Source organism: Streptomyces sp. NPDC044984 (genome assembly GCF_040646935.1).
In the GTDB taxonomy this organism is placed as follows: Bacteria; Actinomycetota; Actinomycetes; order Streptomycetales; family Streptomycetaceae; genus Streptomyces.
The window spans coordinates 1-24,987 of sequence record NZ_JBEZBE010000046.1; the positions used below are offsets into that span (position 1 = coordinate 1).

General features: G+C 71.1%; 18 protein-coding genes and 3 pseudogenes. 14 read left to right on the forward strand and 7 right to left on the reverse strand.

All coding sequences use genetic code 11. The features are described 5' to 3' along the window. The 6 genes and pseudogenes from AB0A94_RS33975 to AB0A94_RS34000 all read left to right on the forward strand — a co-directional run. A pseudogene (locus tag AB0A94_RS33975) lies at positions 1 to 179 on the forward strand (IS5/IS1182 family transposase); the annotation flags it as partial. After that, on the forward strand, positions 176 to 628 hold the full coding sequence (locus tag AB0A94_RS33980) for a hypothetical protein (protein ID WP_361750209.1): 453 nt from the start codon (positions 176 to 178) through the stop codon (positions 626 to 628). The pseudogene AB0A94_RS33975 and the gene AB0A94_RS33980, both read left to right, overlap by 4 nt. 122 nt (positions 629 to 750) lie before the next feature. Then, on the forward strand, positions 751 to 2,208 hold the full coding sequence (locus tag AB0A94_RS33985; protein WP_361750211.1) for an aldehyde dehydrogenase family protein: 1,458 nt from the start codon (positions 751 to 753) through the stop codon (positions 2,206 to 2,208). Between the two features lie 69 nt (positions 2,209 to 2,277). Then, a complete protein-coding gene (locus tag AB0A94_RS33990) occupies positions 2,278 to 2,616 on the forward strand; it encodes a hypothetical protein (protein WP_361750213.1) in 339 nt (112 codons plus the stop codon). A gap of 62 nt (positions 2,617 to 2,678) precedes the next feature. Beyond that, positions 2,679 to 2,972 (forward strand): hypothetical protein, encoded by a 294-nt coding sequence (locus AB0A94_RS33995; RefSeq protein WP_361750214.1) that lies wholly within the window; start codon positions 2,679 to 2,681, stop codon positions 2,970 to 2,972. Beyond that, positions 2,969 to 4,210 carry a low temperature requirement protein A gene (locus AB0A94_RS34000; RefSeq protein WP_361750216.1) on the forward strand — a complete coding sequence of 414 codons (1,242 nt, stop codon included), beginning with the start codon at positions 2,969 to 2,971 and terminating at the stop codon, positions 4,208 to 4,210. Before AB0A94_RS33995 ends, AB0A94_RS34000 begins: the two co-directional genes overlap by 4 nt. A 156-nt stretch (positions 4,211 to 4,366) precedes the next feature. On the opposite strand, the pseudogene AB0A94_RS34005 reads toward AB0A94_RS34000, so the two are convergent. Continuing rightward, a pseudogene (locus tag AB0A94_RS34005) lies at positions 4,367 to 4,694 on the reverse strand (helicase); the annotation flags it as partial. Between the two features lie 116 nt (positions 4,695 to 4,810). Here AB0A94_RS34005 and AB0A94_RS34010 point away from each other — a divergent pair. From AB0A94_RS34010 to AB0A94_RS34030, 5 genes and pseudogenes are all read left to right on the forward strand, one after another. Further along, positions 4,811 to 7,561 carry an AAA family ATPase gene (locus AB0A94_RS34010; RefSeq protein WP_361750218.1) on the forward strand — a complete coding sequence of 917 codons (2,751 nt, stop codon included), beginning with the start codon at positions 4,811 to 4,813 and terminating at the stop codon, positions 7,559 to 7,561. A 160-nt stretch (positions 7,562 to 7,721) separates the two neighbouring features. Then, positions 7,722 to 8,546, forward strand: a complete 825-nt coding sequence (locus AB0A94_RS34015) for an alpha/beta hydrolase (RefSeq protein WP_136319584.1) — start codon at positions 7,722 to 7,724, stop codon at positions 8,544 to 8,546. Positions 8,547 to 8,601: 55 nt separating this feature from the next. Further along, positions 8,602 to 8,925 carry a putative quinol monooxygenase gene (locus AB0A94_RS34020; protein ID WP_043382939.1) on the forward strand — a complete coding sequence of 108 codons (324 nt, stop codon included), beginning with the start codon at positions 8,602 to 8,604 and terminating at the stop codon, positions 8,923 to 8,925. Between the two features lie 123 nt (positions 8,926 to 9,048). Next, a pseudogene (locus AB0A94_RS34025) lies at positions 9,049 to 9,691 on the forward strand (SDR family NAD(P)-dependent oxidoreductase). Positions 9,692 to 10,401: 710 nt separating this feature from the next. Beyond that, the gene (locus AB0A94_RS34030; protein WP_361750220.1) at positions 10,402 to 11,499 is read left to right on the forward strand and encodes an IS110 family transposase; all 1,098 of its coding nucleotides are present in this window, start codon (positions 10,402 to 10,404) and stop codon (positions 11,497 to 11,499) included. 77 nt (positions 11,500 to 11,576) lie between these two features. Here AB0A94_RS34030 and AB0A94_RS34035 read toward each other — a convergent pair whose 3' ends face one another. The 3 genes from AB0A94_RS34035 to AB0A94_RS34045 form a co-directional block, all read right to left on the reverse strand. Continuing rightward, positions 11,577 to 11,834, reverse strand: coding sequence for a helix-turn-helix domain-containing protein (locus tag AB0A94_RS34035; protein WP_106411694.1), 258 nt, complete (start codon positions 11,832 to 11,834; stop codon positions 11,577 to 11,579). Positions 11,835 to 12,573: 739 nt separating this feature from the next. Then, positions 12,574 to 13,125: a hypothetical protein gene (locus AB0A94_RS34040; protein WP_361750222.1), complete on the reverse strand. Its 552-nt coding sequence runs from the start codon at positions 13,123 to 13,125 to the stop codon at positions 12,574 to 12,576. Between the two features lie 304 nt (positions 13,126 to 13,429). Continuing rightward, complete coding sequence (locus AB0A94_RS34045; protein WP_361750224.1) at positions 13,430 to 14,071, reverse strand: transporter; 642 nt, start codon at positions 14,069 to 14,071, stop codon at positions 13,430 to 13,432. A 481-nt stretch (positions 14,072 to 14,552) separates the two neighbouring features. Between AB0A94_RS34045 and AB0A94_RS34050 the strand changes: the two genes are divergently transcribed. Together AB0A94_RS34050 and AB0A94_RS34055 are read left to right on the forward strand one after the other, a co-directional pair. Next, entirely contained in the window at positions 14,553 to 15,128 is a 576-nt protein-coding gene (locus AB0A94_RS34050) for a TetR/AcrR family transcriptional regulator (protein ID WP_361750226.1), read from the forward strand. Between the two features lie 211 nt (positions 15,129 to 15,339). After that, positions 15,340 to 18,099 (forward strand): AAA family ATPase, encoded by a 2,760-nt coding sequence (locus tag AB0A94_RS34055; RefSeq protein ID WP_361750228.1) that lies wholly within the window; start codon positions 15,340 to 15,342, stop codon positions 18,097 to 18,099. An 18-nt stretch (positions 18,100 to 18,117) separates the two neighbouring features. Here the strand turns inward: AB0A94_RS34055 and AB0A94_RS34060 are convergent, their stop codons facing one another. Then, positions 18,118 to 19,449 carry a GNAT family N-acetyltransferase gene (locus AB0A94_RS34060; protein ID WP_361750230.1) on the reverse strand — a complete coding sequence of 444 codons (1,332 nt, stop codon included), beginning with the start codon at positions 19,447 to 19,449 and terminating at the stop codon, positions 18,118 to 18,120. 190 nt (positions 19,450 to 19,639) lie between these two features. Then, positions 19,640 to 20,104, reverse strand: a complete 465-nt coding sequence (locus AB0A94_RS34065; protein ID WP_361750232.1) for an SsgA family sporulation/cell division regulator — start codon at positions 20,102 to 20,104, stop codon at positions 19,640 to 19,642. Positions 20,105 to 20,401: 297 nt separating this feature from the next. Between AB0A94_RS34065 and AB0A94_RS34070 the strand changes: the two genes are divergently transcribed. Next, complete coding sequence (locus tag AB0A94_RS34070) at positions 20,402 to 21,817, forward strand: sugar porter family MFS transporter (RefSeq protein ID WP_361750234.1); 1,416 nt, start codon at positions 20,402 to 20,404, stop codon at positions 21,815 to 21,817. A gap of 69 nt (positions 21,818 to 21,886) precedes the next feature. Here the strand turns inward: AB0A94_RS34070 and AB0A94_RS34075 are convergent, their stop codons facing one another. Then, positions 21,887 to 24,757, reverse strand: a complete 2,871-nt coding sequence (locus AB0A94_RS34075) for a BTAD domain-containing putative transcriptional regulator (protein WP_361750236.1) — start codon at positions 24,755 to 24,757, stop codon at positions 21,887 to 21,889. Positions 24,758 to 24,987 lie beyond the last annotated feature (230 nt).

Genomic DNA, 24,987 nt, shown 5'->3' on the forward strand with positions numbered 1-24,987 from the left:
GGTGCGTGGTCGAGCAGGTCAACGGCACCCTCATGCTGCAGCGGCGCCTCGCCCGGGACTACGATCACCGGCCCGACAACGCGGCCTCCCGCGTCCACTGGGCCGCCACCGCCGGCATGCTCCGCCGCCTCACCGCCCCCACCGCTGCCTGGCGGGACGACGTGGAGCTGGCCGCGTGAACGTCTGTGAACTCCTGCGGCTGCTGCAGACCGAACACGATGAGACCGCAGCTCGCGCTGACCACCTGCGTGAGCAGATCGAGCGGCTTACCACCGACCTTGCCGAGACCGAAGCCCGCCTGGCCGAGCTCGCCGCCACCCGCAAGGTCATCGACGGCCTCACCCCACCCGACGCCGGAACGGCCCCCGCGGAGACCGCCACCGCGACCGTCTACCAGCGCATCGTGACCACGTTCAACGAGCACCCCGAGAAGGTGTTCCGTGTCCGCGATCTGCACGAGCACCTCGACCTGCCCACCGACGAGCCCTCGATCAACGTCACCCGCTCCCGCCTGGGACGACTCGCCCGCCAAGGATTCCTCGAGCAGCCGGGACGAGGCCGCTATCAGAAGCGGACTCAACGTCCACTGAGAGCCACCGGTCGGGTCTCAGCACTGCCCGGGTACTGACGTAAGCGAGCCGTCGGCCGGATGTCAGTCAGCTGACGGAGGCTGTCGGCACGGCGGCCGATCCATTCTCGTGGAGACATCGAATCCGCCCGGTACCCGGGCGAGACCACGAGGAGCGGACCATGAACACCATCGCGCAGCACTGGATCAACGGACAGTGGACCGGCTCCGGCTCGGTTCTGGAATCGATCAACCCGGCCGACGGCACCGTCGTCGGCTCGTTCTACGACGGTGGCGAGGCAGAGGCTTCGGCCGCCGTGGACGCCGCCGCCGCCGCGTTCGCGACCACCGAATGGGCGCGCACTCCCTCGCTCCGGGCGACCGCACTCAGCCGGCTGGCCGACGCCCTCGAGGCCCGGGTACCCGAGGTTGCGGCCATGTTGTCCCGGGAGAACGGCAAGCTGCTGGGTGAGACCACGTGGGAGGTCAGCGGTGCGGTCGGGTGGCTGCGGTACGCGGCGGCCTCTGTGCGCACCCAGACCGCCGGGCGCGCCGCCGAGACGGCACCCGGCCAGTACACCCACTCGGTGCCCGAGCCGCTCGGTGTCGCCGGGATCATTTCTCCCTGGAACTCTCCCATCATGCTGACCGTGCGGGCACTGGGCCCGGCGCTGGCCGCCGGCTGCACCGTCGTGGTCAAACTTCCGGCTCAGACGGCACTGACCAATGAGCTTTTCGCGCAGGTCCTGGCCTCGGTCCCGGAGATCCCGGCGGGCGTGGTCAGCGTGTTCACCGAGTCCGGCAACACCGGGGCCCCGTTCCTGGTCTCCTCGGACAAGGTCGACGTGATCAACTACACCGGCAGTACGCCGGTCGGGCGCCGTATCGCGGCTGCGGCCTCCACCACGCTCAAGCGGCTCGGTCTGGAACTGGGCGGCAAGGCGCCGATGGTGGTCTTTCCCGACGCCGATCTGGACATGGTGATCCCCACTGTGGTGCAGTCGCTGGTGCTGATGAACGGGCAGTTCTGCTGCACCGGCTCCCGCGTACTGGTTCACCGGGACATCGCCGACCAGGTGCGCACTCGGCTCACCGCCGCGCTCGCGCAGGTGCGGCTCGGGTCGGGCGACGACGAGAAGGCCCAGCTCGGTCCGGTGATCGACCGGGCGTCCGCCCAGCGGGTGGACGCGATCGTCGAGGAAGCCGCCTCGTACGGCACGGTGCTGCTGCGCGGCGGTGTGGTCACCGACGGCCCGCTGGCCGCCGGTGCGTTCTACCGGCCGAGCCTGATCGAGGTGGACCGCACCGACGTCCGGATCGTGCAGGAGGAGGTCTTCGGTCCGGTCCAGACGTTCGAGGTCTTCGACGACGAGGACGACGCCGTGGCCAAGGCGAACGCCACCATCTACGGTCTGGCCGCCTCGGTGTTCAGCTCGGACTCGATGAAGGCCCGCCGGATCGCCCGGCGCATCCGCACCGGCACCGTATGGATCAACACCTGGGGAGCCATCAGCGAGGACTTCGAGGAGGGCGGCGTCAAGGGAAGCGGTTACGGCTATCTGTGCGGCCCGCGAGCGATCGAGGAGTTCCAGGCCCTCAAGGTGTACGTGGAGCAGGACCACGCCCAGTCCGCTCACTGATCAGATCATGACCTGGCCCGGCGCCCACCTGGGCGCCGGGCCGTCGGCCTTGACCCCTGCACGGGAAGGTTGCACCAGGCGTCGATTCTGATCACCGGAGCGACGAACGGTCTTGGTCTCGCTCTGGCTGAGGAGCTTGCGGAAGCCGTGCACCAGTTACTTCTGCACGGTCGTGCCCCGCAGCGACCGGTGCCGATCGCGCAGCGTTTCGGGGCCGAGCAATACATCGCCGACCTGTCCGCTCTGGCCGAGACCCAGCGAAACCATCTGAGCCCTGTGCTGCTCACCCGGCAACTGCTGCCGCTGTTGCGCGGGCAGCCCATCACGCAGCGCCAACATCGCCTCGGTCGAGCAGGAACCGGTGGAATCACAACGACACGCAGCATTTCGATTTGGAGTGGTCCATGAACGAGAGAATTGTTTCCCATGCCTACGGTGCCGACGATCCTGGACTGCCAAGCCCACCGGCAGTGACAGACATCCGGCACACGCTCTGGGAGCAGAGCCGGGACGCGTCCGCGAACGCCGAGCCCCGGCTCGGCCCCACCGTTCCGGCCGCCGTCCGGCGTTGGAAACTGTGGCTCCTCACCGTGTGCGGTATCTACCCCACCATCGTCCTGCTGGGCCTGGCCACGAACCCTGTTCTGGAGGATCTGTCCCTGCCGGTGCGACTCGCCGTACTCGTCCCGGCGGCGGCAGCAGCGATGGTCTGGCAGATCAATCCCCGACTGCAGCGGCATTTCGGAGCTTGGCTCACCAGATGACAAGCAGCCCGGCTCCGCCGCCGGTGTGCTCCGCGGCGCCCGCACACCACAGACCACTGCGCAGGCTCACGGCGCGAGGCCGCGACGAGACCCACCGCGGCGTCTCCTCACTGGAGCTCTTCTTCGACCTGTGCTTCATCGTGGCCATAGCGCAGGCAGGCGCCCAGTTGGTGCACGCCATGGTCGAGGGACACACGGGCGAGGGGATCCTCAACTACTTGATGATCTTCTTCGCCATCTGGTGGGCGTGGATGAACTTCACGTGGTTCGCCTCGGCTTACGACAACGACGACGTGCTGTACCGGATCGTCACGCTGATCCAGATAGCCGGCGTGCTCGTCCTGACGGCAGGCGTCTCCCAGGCGTTCGAGGAACACGCGTACCTGGTCGTCATCCTGGGCTATGTGATCATGCGGCTCGCCATGACGGCGCAGTGGCTGCGCGTGGCGCGGTCGAGCCAGGGCCCCGAGCGGACGATGGCGCTGCGGTACGCCATCGGGCTGTGCCAGATCGGCTGGCTGGGGCTACTGGCCCTGCCGGAGGCCGGCCGCCCGTGGGTCTTCCTGGTGATGGCGCTGCTGGAGATGGCCGTACCGCTGTATGCGGAGCGGGTCCACCCCACGCCGTGGCACCCCCGCCACATCGCCGAACGGTACGGGCTGCTCACGCTCATCGTGCTCGGCGAGACCATCGCGGCGGCCACCGTCGCCGTGAAGTCGGGGATCGACGAGCACGAGGCCCTGGGTGAGTTGCTGCCCATCGCCGCCGGCGGACTGCTGATCATCTTCGCCGCCTGGTGGGTGTACTTCGCGGTCCCCATCCACGGGCACCTCCGGTCCAACCGGCAGTCCTTCCTCTGGGGCTACGGCCATTACCTGATCTTCGTCTCGGGTGCCGCGATCGGGGCCGGCCTGGAGGTGGCGGTGGAGCAGGCGGTGGGCAAGGCGCACCTTTCGGCGCTGTCGGCGTCGGCGGCGGTGACGCTGCCGACAGCGCTGTTCCTGCTCACGGTGTGGGCGCTGCACTCGCGCTTCTACAAGGTGGGGATCGCCCAGCAGTCGGTGTTGCCGGCCACGGCGCTGCTGGTGGTCGTCTGTACGTTCCTGGGTCACTGGGCGGTGCTCGCGGCGGGGCTGGTGGCGGCGCTGGCGGTGGCAGCCGGGGTGACGCTGACGGCGCTCGGGACGAGCCCGGAGCGTGGGAGGGGCGAGGAAAGCGTCGCGGTGCCAGTTCTGTGAGGGAACCCTCGCCGCCGTGGGAACCTGGCCGGCACGGCGTACGACGGCGCCCGTGCCGTGCGCCCGGTGCACCTGCTCAACGACGGTGACACGTTGTTCACACCGGCTACGGGGACGCACCCGCTCGGCACCGCGAACCCGCTGGCCCTGGACGACGTCCTCGCCGCCGGTGTCGGCACCGATGATCCGTCCGTCTTCGTCGCGTCGGACGTGGATCTTGCGCTGTCCGCCGGTGCGGGCGCGGGAGGCGAGCTGCTCGACGAGTCATTCATCACGACTGCGCAGGCCTCGGAGGACGGCGACGAAGGGGCGATAGCCGGCGGAGGCGACCATGCCGGCCGGGTCTTTGCCAGGCCGGGGGAGAGACCGGCACGATGACCCGCGTGACCTTCGTGCTGTCGTTGCGGTGGGGCCGCAGCGCCCGACGGGTGTTCTGCATGATCTTCGTCTGGGAGCTGCGGGTGTCGGCGAAGCAGATGGCTTCACACTCCGTTTGCCGGTGGGTGCGATAATCGCTGGTCAAGTGCGTGGCTGGTGGTTCGACCGTCTCGCGAGGCAGAGCGAGGGACACGGCGGATGTGGGCGAAGTCAAGGACAGGCATGGGTGTCGGCCCGACTGGGCTGGTCGGCCGGGAGGGCGAGCTCGCAGAGCTTGCGGCGTTCCTGGACATGGCCGGGATGGACGGAGCCGTCCTGCTGCTCACCGGTGATCCGGGGGTGGGGAAGACGGCGCTCCTGGACGCGACCGCCGAGCTGGCGGTGGCGAAGGGAATGCGGGTCGTCCGCGGGAGCGGCGACGAGTACGAGACGGACATCAGCTTCGCGGGGCTCCATCAGCTCGTCGGCTCGCTGCCGGACGAGCTCGGTCGTCTGCCGCGTTCCACGCGGGAGGCCCTCGAGGTCGCCCTCGGTCTCGGCGCCGGTCCCGCGCCGAGCCAGATCGCCGTCCTGAACGCGGCACTGTCCCTGTTCGACGAGGCCGCGAAGGAGCGGCCGTTGCTCCTCGTGGTCGATGACCTTCATGCCGTCGACCAGGCGAGCCGGGCTGCGGTGGGTTTCGTCGCCAGAAGACTGGGCGGTCGCCGCATCGGGCTGCTCGGAGCAGGGCGAACGGAGTCCGACGAATCCTTCCGGTCCACCGGTCTGCCGGAGCTCGAGATCGCGCCGCTGGGTGACTCGGACGCCCTGCGACTGCTGTCCCGGCGCTTCGCCCACCTCCCCCGTCGGGTCCTTTCGACCGTGGCGCACGAGGCGCAGGGAAACCCCCTGGCTCTGCTCGAGTTCGCCGGGGCGTCCGGCGGCCAACACGGCCAAGGGGCGGGGTGGGCGAGCGGCCAGGGACGGGACGTGCGCGCTCTATACAGCGCCCGCGTCGGGCGGCTGCCGCACAGAACGCGCGAGGTACTGCTGCTCGCGGCTCTCGAGGGCTCCGGCGACATCGGCATTCTCGAGGCGGCCGGCGGGCCGGGCGGGCTCGACGGGCTCGCTCCCGCGGAGCGCGACCACCTGGTCATGGTCGCGGAGAACGGCCGCGTGGTGCGCTTCAGGCACCCACTGGTCAGGGCCGCGGTGGTCGACGGTTCCACCGGCGAGCAGCGGCGCAGCGCCCACCGCCGGCTGGCCGACGCGCTGGCCGACCAGCCCGAGCGGCGCGGTGATCACCTCGCGAGAGCCACGACGGCGCCCGACGAGGCGGTCGCCGCCGTCGTGGAGTCGGCGGCCCGGAGCAGCCTGCGACGCGGTGACGCCGACGGCGCGATCGCGAGGCTGCGGCGCGCGGCCGAGCTGAGCCCCGACCGGATGGTCCGCAGACGCCGCCTGTCGCAGGCCGCCTACGTCGCCGCCTGGGTCGCGGGTCATCTGGAGGTCAGCCACGAGATCATGCGTGAGGTCGAGGGCGATCCGGCGGCCCGGTCGCTCTCGGCGGCCGCGACGGCCGGCTTCCTCGTGCTCGTCACGGAAGGGGACGCCGACACCGCCCACGCGCTGCTGATGGAGGCGATCGAGCAGGCGCCGATGTCGCCCGGTCCGCCGTCCGGCGAGCTGGAGACCGCGCTGTTCACCCTCACGCTCGCCAGCCAGTACTCGGGTCGGCCCGAGCACTGGCAGCCTCTGTCCAAGGTACTCGCCCAGCTTCCCGCGGCGTCGCCCGCCGCCGCGGCGTCCCTGGGGCGCGTCCACCACAACCTCGGCTCCCTCACCGACGGCATGCTGCGCCGCCTGGACGAGGAGATCGCGCGGCTGAGGGACCAGAGTGACGCCGACGTGGTCATCCGCACCGCCCTGACCGCCTCCTACCTCGACCGGCTTCCGGGCTGTCGCGAGGCCGTGTCCCGGGTCATACGCGACGGCGGCGCGGTGGGGTCGAGCATGCCGGCCCTGATGTTCGTCGCCCTGGACGACCTGTACACCGGCCGGTGGCAGCCGTCGGCCGACGCCGCGGACGAGCTCATCGCCCTGTCCGAGGAGATGGGATACCACTTGTTCGCCCAGGTGGGGCACTACATCGCCGCGATGGCCGCGGCCCAGCGCGGCGACCTCGACGCGTGCCGCCGCCACTGCGAGGCCGTCTGGGGGTGGTCGGGGCCCAGAAGACTGCGGCGGCTGGAGAACTGCGCCCACCAAGCGGCGGCCCGGGCGGCCCTTGGCGCCGCCGACTTCGAGACGGCCTTCCGGCACGCCACAGCGATCTGCGCCCCGGGTGTGCTGCCGCCGTTCAACCCCGAGGCCGTGTGGTCCGCGCCGGACCTCGTCGAGGCCGCCGTGCGCACCGGGCGGCACGAGGAGGCGCGACGGCACGCGGACGCGCTGCGCGACGCCGGTGTCGGCCACCTCTCGTCGCGGCTCGCGCTGAGCTCGGCCACGGTCACGGCGATGACATCGGCTGCCGAGGACATGGTCCGGTGCTTCGAGGAGGCACTCGCACTGCCGGGCGTCGAGCAGTGGCCCTTCGAGGTCGGCCATGCTCGTCTGGTGTACGGCGAAGCGCTGCGCCGGCAAGGACTCAACCGTGACGCCCGGGTGCAGTTGGCCGCCGCCCGCGACCGCTTCGAGGAACTCGGGGCCCGTTCGTGGGAGGCCCGGGCCGCGGCGGAGCTCCGCGCCACCGGCATGACGCGGACCGGCCGGGGCAAGGCCGGTGAGGCCCTCACCCCGCAGGAGCTGGAGGTCGCCAGGCTGGCGGCGACGGGGCTGTCGAACCCGCAGATCGCGTCGCATCTGTTCCTTTCGCCGCGGACCGTGTCGTCGCATCTCTACCGTGTGTTCCCGAAGCTGGGGATCACGTCGCGGGCCGGGCTCCGCGACGCTCTGGAGGCGCTGCCTCCCGAACTTCCGGCCACCGGGCTGTGAGAGCTACCGGTCGGGTCTCAGCACTGCCCCGGTACTGACGTAAGCGAGCCGTCGGCCGGATGTCAGTCAGCTGACGGAGGCTGTCGGTACGGTGGCCGAGCCATTCTCGTGGAGACATCGAATCCGCCCGGTACCCGGGCGAGACCACGAGGAGCAGACCATGCCGTTCGTCACCGCCAGCGACGGAACCGAAATCTTCTACAAGGACTGGGGCTCGGGTCGGCCGGTCATGTTCCACCACGGCTGGCCGCTGAGCTCGGACGACTGGGACGCCCAACTGCTGTTCCTCGTCCAGCACGGCTACCGCGTCATCGCCCACGACCGCCGCGGGCACGGGCGCTCCGCCCAGGTCGGCCACGGGCACGACATGGACCACTACGCGGCGGACGCCGCCGCCGTGGTGGCGCACCTCGGCCTGCGCGACGTCGTCCACGTCGGCCACTCCACCGGTGGCGGCGAGGTCGCCCGGTACGTCGCCAGGCACGGTGCCGGGCGGGTCGCCAAGGCCGTCCTCATCGGAGCGGTCCCGCCGCTCATGGTCCAGACCGAATCGAACCCGGGAGGGCTGCCGGTCGAGGTCTTCGACGGCTTCCGCGAGGCCGTGGCCACCAACCGCTCCCAGTTCTACCTCGACCTCGCCTCCGGGCCGTTCTACGGGTTCAACCGCCCGGGCGCGGACGTCTCCCAGGGCGTCATCCAGAACTGGTGGCGTCAGGGAATGACCGGCAGCGCGCAGGCGCACTACGAGGGGATCAAGGCGTTCTCGGAGACCGACTTCACCGACGACCTCCGGGCGATCGACGTGCCCACGCTCATCATGCACGGCGACGACGACCAGATCGTCCCGATCGCCAACTCCGCCGAGATGGCGATCACGTTGGTCAAGAACGCGCGCCTGAAGGTCTACCCGGGACTGTCGCACGGCATGTGCACCGTGAACGCCGACACCGTCAACGCCGACCTCCTCGACTTCATCGAGAGCTGACACCGGCCCGGTACCGACACACAGCCCGTCAGCCCGGAACAGAAAAGAAATGACCATGACCGCAACACCCACCGGCTACGTGACCGTCGTCTGGGACGCGAAGGCGAAGGCGGGCAGGGAGGACGACCTCAAGGCGTTCATCACCGCCGCCGTCACCCCCTCGCGCAACGACCTCGGCAACATCGACTACGAGGCCCACGAAGTCGAGGGCCGACCCGGCGAGTTCGTCATCTACGAACGCTGGGAGACACGCGCCCACCTCGACGCACACCTCGCCGCGCCCCGGATGCGGGAACTCGTCCCGCAGATGCTCGAGCTGATCGACGGATCCATCGAGGACGGCATCCGCCTGCTGCGCCCGTTCCGTCCCGCCCACTAGCGCCGGACGCCCGCCGGCATCGACGCCGGCGGGCCGCACCGCCGCGAACCGATCCCGCGGGTGCTCCCGGTGACCGCTTTCCGGGAGCACCCGCTCCGACGACACGCACAGGAGAGACACGACGTGACCACCACATTGATCACCGGCGGCAACAGGGGCCTCGGCCACGAGATCGCGCGCCGACTCGTCCAGGCGGGCCAGACGGTCTGGATCGGAGCCCGGGACGCCGGGAACGGACGCAAGGCCGCCGGCCGGCTCGGCGGTCGAGACGCTGCGCGCGCGGGCCGGCCACCTGGACGTTCTCGTCAACAACGCCGGCATCCTCGGTGAAGTGACGGCCCCCGAGGACATGACGGCCGACCAGATCCGCCACGTCTACGAAACCAACGTCTTCGGTCTGGTGCGCGTCACGCACGCGTTCCTGCCCCTGCTGCGGAAGGCGGCTGCCCCGTCCGTCGTCAACGTCACCAGTGGTCTCGGGTCGTTCACGCTGACCCACGACCCGGAGCGGGTCGAGTCGCAGTATCCGCTCGCCGCCTACGGCTCGTCGAAGAGCGCGGTCACCATGCTGACCATGCAGTACGCCAGGACGATCCCCGACGTCCGATTCAACGCGGTGGACCCCGGCCAGACCGCGACCGAGTTCACCGGCCACATCGGGCAGAGCGTCGAGGAGGGCGCGGAGGCGGCGGTGCGTATCGCCACCCTGGGGCCCGACACGCCCACCGGCACGGTGACCGATCGCGCCGGCACACTCCCCTGGTGACGGCGGCAGGTCCGACCCCGCGACAGTCCTGGCAACCACACCCACCCGGCGCACCGGTAAGGGCCGACGGGCCCTTACCGAGGGAATCAGGACTCAGTCGCCAAGCCCCTGATTAGACGTTAAGTCCGCTTCTTTCAAATAGGACTGGCCCGCTGATGCCGGGATCGTCCTGCAGTAGATAGCCCAGGCCCACCGGGAGCGGGAACGCCACCAGCGCACCGAGTTCGCCGCATCGCGGGCCGTCGGTGCCCGCTATATGACTTGTGCACAGCCGTGTACCAGAAAGAGGACTCGAAGCCGTTCGTGCGATGGTCGATGAAGGGACGACCGTGCGGCGGGCCAGACGGCTGTCCGTCATTGCCGGTCACGAGTGGGCGGGGATTCGGCTCATTCTCAGCCTGCTCCAGCCAGGTTGGGCACTGGTTCGGGCGAAGCCATCCGGCTGTGGTCGGGACGTGCTGATGCACCGGGGACGATGGGACGGTTGCGCGATGCCGTCCCGTACGGGGGTCTGACTCTTGAGATCTTTGACCGAAGTGTCCAGTCACAGGCCTGTCGACTGTCGTTGCGGGATGGTTTCTGCTGGTACCGAGCCACAGGGCGTGTCCCTATAGGGGCCTTGCCGAGTTCCAGGCGCCATCACGGTTCAGACCGACCGAGCGGGCCGGTGCCATCCACCCAGCACGTCAGCACGTGGGAGGCGAACCATCATGACGACCAGAGAACGCAGCACCTCCTCCAGCATGGATCCGCCCAATCGGCGCGAGGTGGTCCTGGGCGTGGACACGCACGGCGAGGTGCATGTCGCCGCCGTGGTCTCCCCGCTCGGGAAGATCCTGGGCACCGAGTCCTTTCCGGCGACGGCGGCCGGCTACCGAAAGTTGCTCGTCTGGGCCCGCAAGCGGGGGACGGTGCGCCGGGCCGGCGTGGAGGGCACCGGTACCTTCGGAGCGGGCCTCTCCCGGTACCTGCTGGCTCAACACGTCGAGGTGTTCGAAGTGAACCGGTCCGACCGCACGGCCCGCCGGCTGCTCGGCAAGTCGGATCCGCTCGACGCTCAGGCCGCAGCACGGGCCGTGCTCAGCGGTCGCGCCCAGGCCCGGGCCAAGTCCGGCGACGGACCCGTGCACAGCGCCCGGATCTACAAGCTCGCCAAGGACTCCGCGGTCAAGGCCCGCACCCAGGCGATCAACCAGCTCAAGGCCGTCCTGGTCATCGCCGACTCCGCCCTGCGGGAACGCATGTCGAGCCTCGGCAACGCCGAGCTGTTCCGCACCTGCGCGCGCCTCGACTCGCATGACGGTGGGGGAGACGAGGACGCGGTGACCCAGGCCACCCACATGACGTTACGCATGCTCGCCGAGCGCATCGGACAGCTCACCGCGCAGATCAATGAACTCAACCAACGCCTGACCCGGCTCGTCGAACACCACGCCCCACAGCTGCTCGAACCGGTGGGCATCGGTCCGGACAGTGCCGTCACTCTCCTGATCACCATGGGAGACAATCCCGAGCGACTGAACACCGGGGCGTCCTTTGCTGCCCTTTGCGGAGTCAGCCCCATCGAGTACTCCTCCGGCCGGCGAAGAACGCGCCGGCTCAACTACGGCGGCGACCGGCAGGCCAACGCCGCCCTGCATCGCATCGTCTTCACCCGGCTGCGCCACGACCCGCGCACCCAGGCGTACTTCGAACGCCGCACCCAGGAGGGCAAGACCCGTCGTGAGATCATCCGATGCCTCAAGCGATACGCAGCCCGCGAGGTCTTCAACCTGGTCAGACCAGTTTCCCGCGCCCCCGCGTTATAGGGGCGTCAGTGAGACGACCAGGCCCCGCCGAGTGTTTGGCGGGACCTCGTCGTCACTGGCTCAGGGCGCCGATGGCATCAGCTGCGGGCTTCGTTGTACTCCGGTTCTCCGCTTTCGAGCATGCGGAGCAGGGACGCTGTGACGACGCGCGAGCTTCGTCCGATGCGAAGCACGCGGCACGGAAACCGCCCCCTGCGGATCAGGTCGTACCCCTTCGCTCGCGAAAACCCAAACGCCCTTGCGGCGTCCTCCACGCTCCCCGTTCCGTTCCAAGTGGCAGGAATATGCGCGGGACTGTATCGGGCGCTCACAGGCTCGCTTTCCCTTATGTGCATTAATTTCCTTCGTTTTGGTGGATGTTGCTTGCGTCGGGTATGCAGTGCGCAGACGCAGGTAGGCGCGGTAGCCCCCAACTGTCCGCGGAGCCGCCGGTTTGGCTAACCGGCGGTTCGCTGCTATGTTTCCGCGGCCTGGACCCAACGGCCGTTAGTCCAGGCCGCCCCGCGCTTTAGCGGAGCATCGCCCCTGCCTGCTGGTGGAGAAGGCGATGTGGAGAGATCGCCGTATCGTGGCGGCACTGAAGTGTCGTCCGCAGCCGTCGGTATCGAGTCTGCTTCAGGCCCGCAGTTATTAGACTCGTGCGGAAATGTAGGCCGCCCACGCATGCAGCGTGCGCGGGCGTGTGGTCTCTCGGGGGGCGACATCGGGCGCGACCCTGGGGACGTGAGCCGTGGCCGCCTCGTCACGGCGCTGCGCAGCACGTTGGTCGAGGCGGAACCGGCCGTGCGGTAGCCCGAGCAGGTCGAGGCGACATGGATGGGTCAGGTGCTGACCACGGATGCGGGGGATGCCGCTCGGCAGCCGTCACCGCGGCGACCGCCCTGGCACCACCGACGACAGCGAATGACCCCGGCGGCTCCCTCGGCCGGGTGTCCGGCGAGGGCGCCGTCGACTACTGGGCCTCTGGGCGTATCGAGCCCTCGACTGACGCGCCTCTACTCGTGTGGAGCGGGAGGTCCGGTCGCCGGGTGGGGAATCCCGTTCGTGGTATGCGCCGGAGCCGTGGCCCGCTCCTCAGCTCTTCGCCTCCGGCACGACGGTGTACATGACGGAACGCTGCTCCTTGTGGCGGCGGATGCGGCCCTTGGCGACCAGCGACTCCAGGGTGTTCCGCACCACCTGTGGCGTCGGGTTGCGATCCGGGTGCGCCTCCAGCAGCTCGTCGCGCAGGTCCGCGGCTGCGCAGGGGGCGTCGTGCCGGCCGAGCAGCTCCAGCAGCAGGTCGCCGAGGAGGGGCCGCTGCGTCTTCCCCTTCGCACCGGTCTTCGTCCTCCCACCCACCGGAGCGGCGGTCCCGCCGGAGCGTCGCGAAGCCGTGCCTCCGGTCGTCCGCTTGGTCTTCGCGGTGACCGACCCGTCCCGCAGTTGCTCGGGGAGCGGGGACCGGTCCGCGATGCCCTCGTAACGCCGGGCGAGGTCCAGGATGTCCGTCAGGAGGGCTTCCTCCTGCTGCAACACCGCCATCCGCTCGGTCAGTTCACGCTGCTGACGGCGGTTCTCCTCCAGGTCCGACGCGGCTTGCTCCACCAGCCGCGATCGGACGGTGTCTGTCGACTGGCTGGTCACGACGTTTCACTCCCTCGTTGAGGACGGTGGTGCGCATGCTACCCACCTCGGGAGCACACGTGGGCAGGTGTCTACGCGGGTGACACTCCGGACATGCTCACCTGTCACGACCATCATGGCCCGCCGGGGCCCTTCTGTGGGCGCACATGTCACATGTCAGGGGTACGCGACGGGCTACGGCCGTGCGGGCCGGGCCGCCGTAGCGCGGAGGCCGCGTGGTCCGGCTGGAGGTCGCGGCCTCAGGTTGTTGCGAAGGGGGAGCGGTCCGTGGGGGACGCACCCACATGTAGGTGACACGGGTCGGTCAGGTGTGCTGGACGCGTCCGGGGTGGGCAAGACGGCGCGGCCGGGGGAGGAACGCGAGGGAGCGGGCGGCCACGGCGCCGATCAGCGCGGTGGCGGTCCCGACGACCGTCCAGCTCAGGGAGGTGTGCCAGGTCGACGGCGACAGGGACAGCATGCGCACCCCGTAGGTCGCGCTGGCGGCGAGGGTGAAAGTGAACGCCCAGAAGCCGAGGGTGAACCTCATCCGCAGGTACCTGGGGAGCAGGAAGAGGTGCGGCAGCAGGAGGGCCGCCAGGGTGCCGAGCAGGGCGGGCAGGACCTCGTCCTGGCCGGGGCCGGCGATCGCCCGCCAGGCGTTGCCGGCGACGGCGGGCGGCGCGGAGAACACCGCGAGCGTCGGCAGCAACTGCTCCGGAACGGCGGGCCCGGTGGCGAACCGCACCAGCAGCAGCCCGCCGATCAGCAGCCAGAAGAGGACACCCGCGGCGAACAGCGCGGTGGCGACCCTCCGGTGGCCGGTGGCGACGACCGACTGCGCCGAGATCAACGACGCCGCCACGGTCGGCAGCAGATAGGCGCCGTGCAAGGCCCTCGCCTCGCGCGGCACGGTGAGCAGTGTGGCCACGAACCAGGCGCCGAACGCCGCGCTGAGCACCAGCATGGACCAAACCAGGAAGGGCCCAGCGCGGGCTGCTCCTGCGCCAGCCGGGCGCCGAGGAGCGAACCGACGACGGGTGCCAGAGCGGCGAACGGGCCGGTGGCCGGGTGGCGCAGGTCCTCGGCGACGCCGTGGGGACCGGCGGCCACGAGGTAACGCGCGAGGATCAGGAGCCATGCCCCGGCCGCTGCCGTCCACAGCACGTCACCGACCGCGCCGGGCGCTCCGCGGAGATCGCCTGCCGCGCTTCACGTCCCCGTCAGCCCGGCCAGACCCAGCGCGACACCGAGGGTGTTCAACGCAAGTCTGGGGCGGGCGGAAGTGTCACTGGCCATGATCGCGTCCTTTCCGGGTGGCCGCGACAGCGTTCGGCCGATCGACGATCAGGCAATATGGCCGGTCGTATTAGTGGTCAAGCGGGTGTCGCCCGCTGCTCGGCGACGGGAGTCTTGACGAGGCCAAGCAGACCGGCCATATTGGATAGATGCCCCAGGTGAGCGTCAAAGGAAAGCTGATCGAACACGCGGAGACCGTGTTCCGTCGCCAAGGTTTCAACGGCGCGAGCGTGCAGGACATCACCAGCGCGGCAGGGGTGCCGAAGGGGTCGTTTTACAACCACTTCAAGAGCAAGCAGGAGCTGGCCGCTGAGATCGTCCGCCGCTACAGCGACGGTACGGATTTCACCATGCTGGAGGCGGCTGACGGCCGCCCGGCGGTGGAGCGGCTGCGGGCCCACTTCGCCGGGCAGGCGGCCCGGACCAAGGGTACCGGTGTGGAGTTCGGCTGCCTGTTGGTCACCATGGCTAGTGAGACGCCGACGGCGGGCGACGAGGTCGGCTCGGCCGTTCGCGGCAGCCTCAGCGAATGGACCGACGCCTTGGCTGACATCATCGAGCAAGGGCGCGAGGCAGGGGAGATCACCTCCTCGGAGCCCGCCCGCGACCTGGCGGCCTTCCTCATCGACGCCTTCGAGGGCGGTGCCCTGCGGGGCAAGGCCACCGGGGACGCCGACGCCTCCATGCGGTCACTGGACCTGGCTCTCGGCGTCCTCACACGCTGAGTCCCCGCCGACTGCCCCATCGGGCACCGTTCGGCGGCTTCTGGTCGTACTCCGGCTGAACCTGGGAACGTGCGGGTACGTGTGACCGCGAGGTGCCCCCCACCGTCCGGACCGGTGGGAGTCGCCAGTCGACTGACAGATGCGCCGTGATCCCGAGCCCTCCCACAATGGCGTGTCGGCGGGGAAGACGCCCGCCGGCGCGGGAGGAACGGTGTCTTTGGTAGGCCGTGCGTCCGAACTCAGCGCGCTGGAAGCGGTGCTGGCGGACACGGAGAACGAGGGGGCGGCCCTACTGCTCCAGGGCGACCCCGGAGTCGGCAAGAGCGCCTTGCTGGAAGCCGTGGCGGACAGGGCGAAAGAGCGCGGGCTGCGCCTGTTGCACGTGGTCGGCGTCGAGAGCGAGCAGGAACTGGCGTTCTCGTCTCTGCACCAACTGCTCCACCCCCTGTTCGAGCACGTGACAGAACTGTCGGACTTCCAGAGCGGCGTGCTGGAGCAGGTGCTTTCCGTCCGGGAGGGGGCGGCGCCGGGACGTTTCGCCATCTCGGCGGCCGCCCTGGCGCTGATCCAGGTTGCCGCCCGGCGCCGGCCCCTGTCGGTGGTGGTCGACGACGTGCACTGGATCGACCGCTCCAGCGCCGAGGTCCTGACGTTCATCACCCGCAGGCTCACCGGCTGCCGGGCGGCCTTCGTCATGGCCGGCCGCAGCGGATCGGGCGGAGCCTTCGACGCGACGGGCCTGCGTGTCCTGCCCGTTGGCCCGCTGCCGGCGGCGGACGCCCTGACGCTGCTGGACAGCAACCACCCCGGCCTCGCGGAGTCGACCCGCCGACGCCTGCTGGACGAGGCGGAAGGCAACCCGCTGGCCCTGGTGGAACTGCCGACCCAGCTCACCGAGGCGCAGCGGCACGGCGAGGAGTCCCTCCCGGTGACCCTGCCGCTCAGCAGCAGGCTGGAGAGCGTCTTCGCCGACCGTATCAGCGCGCTTACCCCCCAGGCACGTTTCGCACTGCTCTTGACCGCCCTCGCGGGAGAGCGCCGGGGCAACCTGCGGGACATCTTCGCCGCGTCGACCCAGGCCGGTGAGAAGTGGGACGACGACATGCTGGAGACCTGCGTGCGTGCCGGGCTGGTCCGCCTCGACCACCTCGCCGAGCAGATCACCTTCCGGCACCCCCTGGCGCGTTCCTGCGTCGTCCACATGTCGCCGGGAGGACGGCGCCGGGCGGCGCACCGGGCCCTGGCCGAGGTGCACAAGACCGACCCGGAGCGCCGGGCGTGGCACCTGGCGCACGCCGCCGACGCACCGGACGAGGCCGTCGCCGTGGAGCTGACCCGGGCCGCCCAGCGGGCCCTGGCCCGCGGCGGTGCGGCGGAGGCCGCCGCGGCCTTCCGCCGGGCGGCCGAACTGAGCCAGGACCCCGCGGAACGGTCCCGCCGCGTGGACGAGGCCGCGTTCGCGGCCGGCATCGGCGGCCTGCTGGAGACGGCGCACGAACTGGCCACCGCGCACAGCACGGAGTCGTTCCGGGCCGCCACGGCCGCGGCGTACGTGCAGTTCCACCGCGAGGGTGACGTGGACGCGGTCTTCCGCATCCTGCTGCCCTTCATGCGGACGGCCTCCACGAGCGAGTCCGCCGAGGACCCGGAGGCGTCGGACGACGCCTTCTACGTCCTGCTCAACGCCGCTGTCTGGGGCGGGCGCGCGGAGTTGTGGCCCGGGGTGTACGAGGTGCGCGACAGGATGTCCGAGGCCGCCCGCATGTGCTTCGACGCCGTGGCCGACCCCGCGCGCACCGCGCACGGCGTCCGCGAACGACTGGAACGAGTGGCCGACACCCTGTCGCCCACCACCTCCCTGTGGCGCGTCAACTGGCTCATCTACACGGCGATGTACATCGACTGCTTCACCTTCTACGACGCCCAGTGGCGGGAGCGCATCGGGCCCGCCCGGTACGACAGCCTGCGCTTCGGGCCGGTGGCACGGACCCACGAAGCGTTCATGCGGGGCGAATGGGACAAGACCGAGGCCATCGCCTCCCGGGGCATCGCGGACGCCACGGAACACGACTACCAGCTCATCCACGTCATCCTCACCTACGCCCTGGCCATGGTCGCCTCCGGGCGCGGCGACGAACAGGCGCTGCGCAAGCACTGTGACACCATCATCGCCTGGGCACAGCCCCGGCGCATGCAGCTCCTGCTGGCGGCCGTACCGGAGACGCGGGCCCGCGCCGCGATCGGCCGGGGCGACTTCGAGGAGGCGTATCAGCAGGCGATCGCCGTCACCCCGCCGGGCGAACTGCCCTCCCACTTCCCCCACTACCAGCGGGTGTTCGTGGACCTCGTCGAGTCCGCGATGCGGACCGGCCGCACTGCCGAGGCCCGGGCACACGTGGCGGCGGGACAGCGGGCCCGGCTGGACACCGTCTCCCCCCACTTGGCGGTCATCCTCGCCCTGGCCACCGCCGTCGCCGCCCCCGACGACGAGGCGGGCCCCCTCTACGAGGCCGCGCTGGCACTGCCGGACGCCGACCTGTGGACGTACGACTACGCCCGTCTGCGCCTGCTGTACGGCGAATGGCTGCGCCGTCGCCGGGAGTACACGGCTGCCCGGGTCCACCTGAGCACCGCCATGGAACTGTTCGAGCAGCGGCTGAAGGCACCGTTGTGGGCCCAGCGGGCCCGCAACGAACTGCGGGCCGCCGGTGTGGGCGTCGGGATGCCCGACTCGGGGAACGGCGTCGCGATGAGCGCGCAGGAACGCCGTATCGCCGAACTCGCCGCCAGCGGGCTGTCGAACAAGGAGATCGGCCGCCAGCTCAACATCTCGCCCCGCACCGCCGGCGCTCATCTCTACCGGGTCTTCCCCAAGCTCGGCGTCACCTCGCGCGCCGCGCTCCGGGACGCTCTGGACGCCTACGACGAGTCCTGCGGCACGCCGTGGGGGACACCGCAGCGCAGCCGGTGACCCGGTGGGCGCGGCGGCTCACCGAGCCCGGCGACCGCGTCCGCGCGTGTACGGCCCCGCCGTCGACGGGGCCGCCGGCAGGGCCAGTTCGAGGACGCTCCCGTCGACGCGCAGGGTGCGGGAGCCGAGTGTGCGGCAGATGGCCCGCATGCGGTGGTTGGACCAGTCGGTCATCACCAGCACCGTGTGCAGGCCCAGGCACCGGGACCGGTCCAGCACGTGTCGTACCAGGGCCGTCCCCAGACCGAGGTCCTGCCAGGCGTCCTCCACGAGGATGCCGAGTTCGCCGACGCCCTCGGTGGGCGTGTGCAGCAGGTGGCAGACGGAGACGACCCGCAGCGGCTCGGTGTCCGGCCGGGAGACGTAGCTCTCCCCGGTGCCGGGGCGGACGAGGGCGGACCACTCACGTCGGCTGGGGCCACCACGGGCGCTCTGGTAACGGTTGTAGCGGGACTCCAGACTGGAGCGCGTGTGCATGGCACCGACGGCCTCGTGGTCGCTGATCACGGCCGGGCGGGTGGTGACGGAACCGCGGGGGGCGAGAAGGTGAAGGCCCGGCCGGACGGTACCTGACAGGTCACGGGGGCGGAGGGGGACACGTCGTGCTCCAGTTGCTCGGGGGCGGGGGACGGGACCAGCCCCCCGCCGCTGCGCAAGGCGGTGCGCGCCGGTGAGCGGCCCCCTATGCCAGACCACACCGCTGCGGATCGCGTACGCCACGGCCTGCGTGCGGTTGCGCAGGCCGAGTCGCGTGATGACGTCGTGCAGCACGCTTTTGATGGTCCGTTCCAAGTAGTTGAACCGCTGGGCTACCTCCGACGTGGTCATGCCCTCCGCCAGCATGCGCAGCACGCTCACCTCACGGGGGGACAGCCCGGCGGCCCGCGCGCACTGTGCCTGGACCGCCCGCATGCGATCCAGCAGCGTGAACACGAGAGAGGGGGACATCGGCGGCTCGCCGCGCAGCGCGCTCCACACGGCCTGCACCAGTTGGGCGGGGTGGAGCCGGTCCCGCAGCAGCACTCCGGTGACGCCGAGGGAGACCGTTCGCCAGAGCGTGTCCTCGTCGATGGAGCCCACCACCAGCAGGACCGGTCGGCCCGGGGCGCCGGCGGCCTCGCCGACCAGGCGCAGGGCCCGGTCTCCGGCCGCGTCGGCGAACACGACGGCGACACGTGCGTCGTCCCGGTCCGCCCAAGCCACCAGCCGCACGCCCTCCACCGTGGAGAGGAACGCCGCGGCATCCTCCGCGGCGTCGGTGTCATCGCCCGTCGAGGCGAGTGTCAGCGGCGACGCGTCACCAGGTCGTGAGTGCGCCGGCCCCCAGGGGTGCGCCAAGTTCGTGTTCATCTGCCCATCACCGCGTTGTTGACATAGCCGAGTGATCGCGTGACCGGGGGCACCGGTGTCGGTGGTGTCTCCGGACGATCGCACCTTAGGCGACCGATGCGCACTAGCCATCTGTCATACGACTAACACCCCGATGATATGTGGCATGTCTCGAGAGGATCACACGTGTGATTCTGCAAGGCCGCCTCGCTCACGGCCGGCCCAGCAGCTTCCCCTCCAGCGTGTCCCAGTCCAGCCGGTCCGACTCCGTGCCCCTGGGCACCCGTGCGAACGTTCCGTCCAGCCAGTTCAGGACCTCGGCCCGGTCCGCCTCGAAAGTGACGAGCTCCGCCGGCGTCTGGAAACTGAAGTACAGCCTGGGCCGCGAGGACGCGAAGGAGCGCCGCGACGGCCAGATCCGGTAGGTCCCCGCCCCTCTGGGACCGTGGGCGGCCTGCGCCAGCAGGTCCCGGGACAGTTCCCACCGGACCGGGGCCCGCCACAGCTGGTGCAGGGCGACCAGCACGGAGTACGGGGCGTCCGGGTCGTAGCGCAGGGAACAGGTCTGCCAGGCCGGCCCGCTCTCCGTGAACAGGCGGCGTACCCGAATGCGGTGGACGGGGCGGAAACCGCCGGCGGTCCTTCCGCGCTCGTTCCCCGACTCCTGCGTGCCCATGCGGTCTCCGCCCTTCGGTGTGCTGATGACGGACGTCATCCTCCGGTGCGCAGGCCGGGGGCGCATCGGTTGAAAGACTGCCCGTCCGGGCTGTCGGCACACGTGTGAAGCGTCGCCCCCCCCCCCGGGGGGGCGGTGCATACCGGGGTGTGTGTCCCGGCGGGACGCGGTGGCCCCTTCGCAGTCATGTGACGGATCACGGTGAACCACGGGTCGCCCAGGCTGGGAGGCCGGACGCCGTCCGCGTCCCACCGCCGACGCCGGCTCCCCACCTCCTGAGCGAAAGGCTCGTCACCCATGGTCTCCTCTCCTCCGCCGCCGGTCGCGGCACCGCCCGCCGCGCGACTGGGCCGCGTCACGTTCATCGCCGCCGTGGCCGCCCTCGGCGGCTTCCTGTTCGGTTACGACAGTGCCGTCATCAACGGCGCGGTCACCGGCATCCAGCACCACTTCGGCGTGGGCGCGGGACGGACCGGCACCATCGTCGCCGTGGCCCTCCTCGGCTCGGCACTGGGCGCGGCCGTCGCGGGCCGGCTGGCCGAGCGCGTCGGACGGCTCCGCGTCATGCGGGTGGCCGCCGTCCTCTTCGCCGTGTCCGCCGTCGGCTCCGCCCTGCCGTTCTCCGCCTGGGACCTGGGCGCCTGGCGCTTCGTGGGAGGCATCGCCATCGGCCTGGCCTCCCTGATCGGGCCCACCTACATCGCGGAGGTCGCGCCACCGGAGTACCGGGGCCGGCTCGCCTCCTTCCAGCAGGCCGCCATCGTCCTCGGCATCACAGCCTCCCAGCTCGTCAACTGGGCCATCGCCCAGAGCGCCGGCGGGCGCAGCGAGGGCGCGCTCGGCCCCCTCGACGCCTGGCAGTGGATGCTGCTCGCGGCCTTCGTCCCCGCGGTCCTGTACTTCGTACTGTCCACCCGCATCCCCGAATCCCCGCACCACCTCGTGGCCCGGGGCCGGCTCGCGGAGGCCGGACGGGCGGTGCGGGACATCGAGGGCCCGGACACCGACGCGGACGCCCGGCTGGCCGAGATCGCCCGCTCGCTCCGCGACACCCACAAGCCCCGTGTCCGTGACCTGTTCGGCGGACGCGCCGGGCTGCTGCCGGTGGTGTGGGCCGGCATCGGCCTCGCGGTCTTCCAGCAACTGGTCGGCATCAACGTGATCTTCTACTACTCGTCCGTGCTGTGGCAGTCCGTCGGCATCGACCAGTCCGGGTCGCTGCTGATCAGCCTGTCCACGTCCATCATCAACATCGTGGGCACGGTCGTCGCCATGCTGCTCATCGACCGGGTGGGCCGCCGGCCGCTGGCCCTGGCCGGCTCCCTGGGCATGGCCGTCTCCCTGGCGCTCGCGGCCTGGGCCTTCTCCGGCACCACCGGCAGCGGTGACGACATCGGCCTTCCGGACCTCCAGGCGGGCGTCGCGCTCGTCGCCGCGCACACCTTCGTGTTCTTCTTCGCGGCGTCCTGGGGCGTGGTGCTGTGGGTCATGGTGGGTGAGATGTTCCCGCTGCGCATCCGCGCGGCGGCGATCTCGGTGGCCACGGCCTTCAACTGGATCGCCAACTGGGCGGTGAGCGAGTCGTTCCCGGCGCTCTCCGAGTGGAACCTGTCGGCCGGGTACGTGATCTACGCTGCCTTCGCCCTGCTCTCGGCCTTCTTCGTGGCCTTCGCGGTCACCGAGACCAAGGGCACCAGGCTGGGCGGCGGCTGAGGCGGCCCCGGCCGGTCCGTGCTCCGCCCACCCGTGGGGACCGGGCCCGCGGTGGGGTCCCGGTCGCTGTCAGCGGGGTGTCCGGGCCAGCCGTGCCCGGGCCGTGGCGGCGACCGGCGAGTCCGGATCGTCCGTCAGCTCCAGCACCTCGTGCCACGCGCGGCGTGCCGCATCCGGGGCGCCGGCTTCCAGGTGCAGGTCCCCGAGGAGCAGCAGGTCCTCCGCCGCTCCGCTCACATGGCCCTGGCGGCGGGCGAGTGCGATGGCGCGCAGGCAGGCCGCGATCGCCGCCCCGAGGTCCCCGCGCCGCCGGTGCACCTTGCTCACCACGCCCAGGGCGGGTCCCTCGCCGTCGACCAGGCGTAAGCGCCGGGAGATGCCGAGCGATTCCTCGGCCAGCTCCAGGGCCCGGGCCGCGTTCCCCAGCTCCAGGTGTGCCTCACCCGCCCACACCAGGGTGGTCGCCTCCAGGTACGGATGGCGATGGACACGCAGCAGGCGCAGGGCCCGGTCCAGGTGAGCCAGGGCCTCCGCGGAGCTGCCCCGGGCTATGTACACGGAGCCGATGTTGCGGAGGGTGTGCACGAGTTCCAGGGTCATGCCGAGGTTCGCGAACTCGCGTTCCGCCTCGTGCAGGAGAGGCAGCGCGGCGTCGGTGTCACCCCGGAAGAGCAGGGCGCCCGCCAGTCCCCGGCATGTCCGTGCGATCCCCTCGGTGTCCCCGGCCCGCCGGGACGCCATCAGCGCGCCGCCCATGCCGGCCGCCCATTCCTGCCACAGGCCGAGCCGCTGCTGGAAGAGCTGCATCGACACGGCCGTCTCCCACGCGGCACGGGCGTCACCGCGTGCCGCCATCTCCTGCACGAGGGTGTTGAGGACCGGTCGCTCGGCGCCGAACCAGGCCATGGCGGCGGCCTCGTCGGACAGGGACTCGACCTGGACGCCGTCCGGCGGCGGGGGCGGCTCGGGCTCGTACACCCTGGACCGCAGCAGCCGGTTGGCCGCGCTCACCGTCTGCCGGTAGTGGTCGTGCAGCCGGGACAGCGCGGCCGTGCGCGCCGCGCCGTCGGATCCGCCCAGCTCGCTCGCGTAGGCGAGGATCAGGTCGTGGAACCGGTACCGGTCGCGTCGTAGCACCGTCAGCAGCCGAGCGCGTACCAGCTCGCCGACGGCCGCGGCGGCGTCCGGCAGAGTGGTGCCCGCGAGGCTCGCCAGGGCGCTCACGCTCGCGTCGTCGCCCGGGTGCAGCGGCAGGAACCGGAAGAGGCGGGCGGCCGGTTCGGACAGCGTGCGGTAGGACCACGAGAAGACGGCGCGCACGTCGTTGTCGAGGTGGTCGTCGCTGAAGCCCTCCAGGCTCCGGCCCGCGCGCGCCAGGTCCGCCGCGATCTGCGGCAGCGGGTGCTCCGGGTACGAGGCGGCGCGGGCGGCGACGATGGCCACGGCCAGGGGAAGCCTGCCGCAGCGGTCGACGATCCGCCGCACCGAGGCGTCGTCCACGTCCGTCCTGACCCCCTTGACTCGCTCGACGAAGGCCGCCGCGGCCTCGTCGGCGGAGAGCGCCTCCAGCGTCGTCAGCCGGGCGCCGTGCGAGGCGGCCAGCCCGGTCAGCCGGGCCCGGCTGGTCACGATGACCATGCACTCCGGCGTGCCGGGCAGCAGTGGTGCGATCTGCTCGGCGCTCCAGGCGTTGTCCAGGACCACCAGCACCCGGCGACCGGCCAGGACGCTGCGGTACAGCGCGGCGCGTGCGTCCAGGGTGTCCGGCATCCGCTGCCGGGGGACGTCGAAGGCGCCCAGGAACCCGGCGAGGACCTCATGGGGGTCGGCCGGATCACCGTTGGGGGTGAAGCCCCGCAGGTCGACGTAGAGCTGTCCGTCGGGGAAGTCGGGTACGGCGCGGTGCGCCACGTGCACGGCCAGAGCGGTCTTGCCGACGCCGGGGATGCCATCGATGGCGATGACGCGCAGGGCACCGCCGCGTTCCCCCGCCATCGCGACCGCCTGCCGCACCGCCTCCCGGCGGCCGGTGAAGCAGGCCAGGTCGGCCGGGAGCTGCGAGGGAGTCAGGGGAGCGGCGGCGGGCCGTTGTGCCGGCCGGTCGTCCCGGCCCGTGCCGTCGTCGTGACCGCCCGCCCCGGCCTCCGTGGCCGCCCGCCCCCGCAGGAGGTGTTCGTACGCCGCAGACAGTTCGCGGCCGGGGTCGACCCCCAGCTCCTCCGCCAGGCGGTGGCGGACGTCCTGGTAGAGGGAGACGGCCTCGGCCTGCTTTCCGTCGTCGGCGAGGGCGAGCAGCAGGTGCGCGACCAGGGCCTCGTCCAGCGGATGGCGCTCCACGGCTTGGCGCAGCGGGGTCAGGACGGCCGACGCGCGCCCGCAGCGGACGGCCGTCTCGGCCGCCTCGCAGACCACGGACACGTATTCGTGCTCCAGCATCACGAACATGGGATGGCTCCGGCCGACGGGTTCGAGACCCGCGGCGCAGCGGTCCTGCCACAGCCCGAGGGCGGTGACGTAGAGGTCCGCGGCCGCGGCCGGTTCGCCGGCCCTGCCTGCCCTGCGGGCCCGGTCGGCAAGGTCCCTGAACCGCAGCAGGTCGAGGCTGTCCGCGTCGACCCGGAGGCGGTAGCCGCCGGCCTGCCGGGTGAGCCACCGCCCCGCCGACCTGGCGGGGAGATCCGGTTCCAGCAGCCGGCGCAGGGCACCGATGTACCGGTGCACCGCGTTCGCGGCACTGGCCGGCGGCCGGCCCTCCCACAGCAGCTCGATGAACTCGGCCAGGGGGACCGGCCGGCCCCCGCGCGCGAGCAGCGCCGCCAGGACGAGCCGTTGCTGCTTCGGGCGGACCGGCAGTTCGTCGTCGCCGCGCCAGACCCGAACCGGGCCGAGGACCGAGAAGCGGACACGCGGATCGCCCGTCACGGGATGGGGCCTGGGCAACGATGGTCTCCCCTCGGACGTCGGCTGGTGCACAGTCGCTGTTCGACCGGGCGGAGACGGCCGTGCCGGGCAGTGCTGTGAACGCGAGCGTGATGATGCGAATATGGCCGGTCAGTTTGATTCGTGTCAAATGGTCCGCCACTGCCGCGGATCCCGTCGTCCGCGCCCGGCGGGCGCACGGCTTCCCCCGGCCTCAGGTGTGAACATAGGTCGGTCGGACAGCGGCCGTA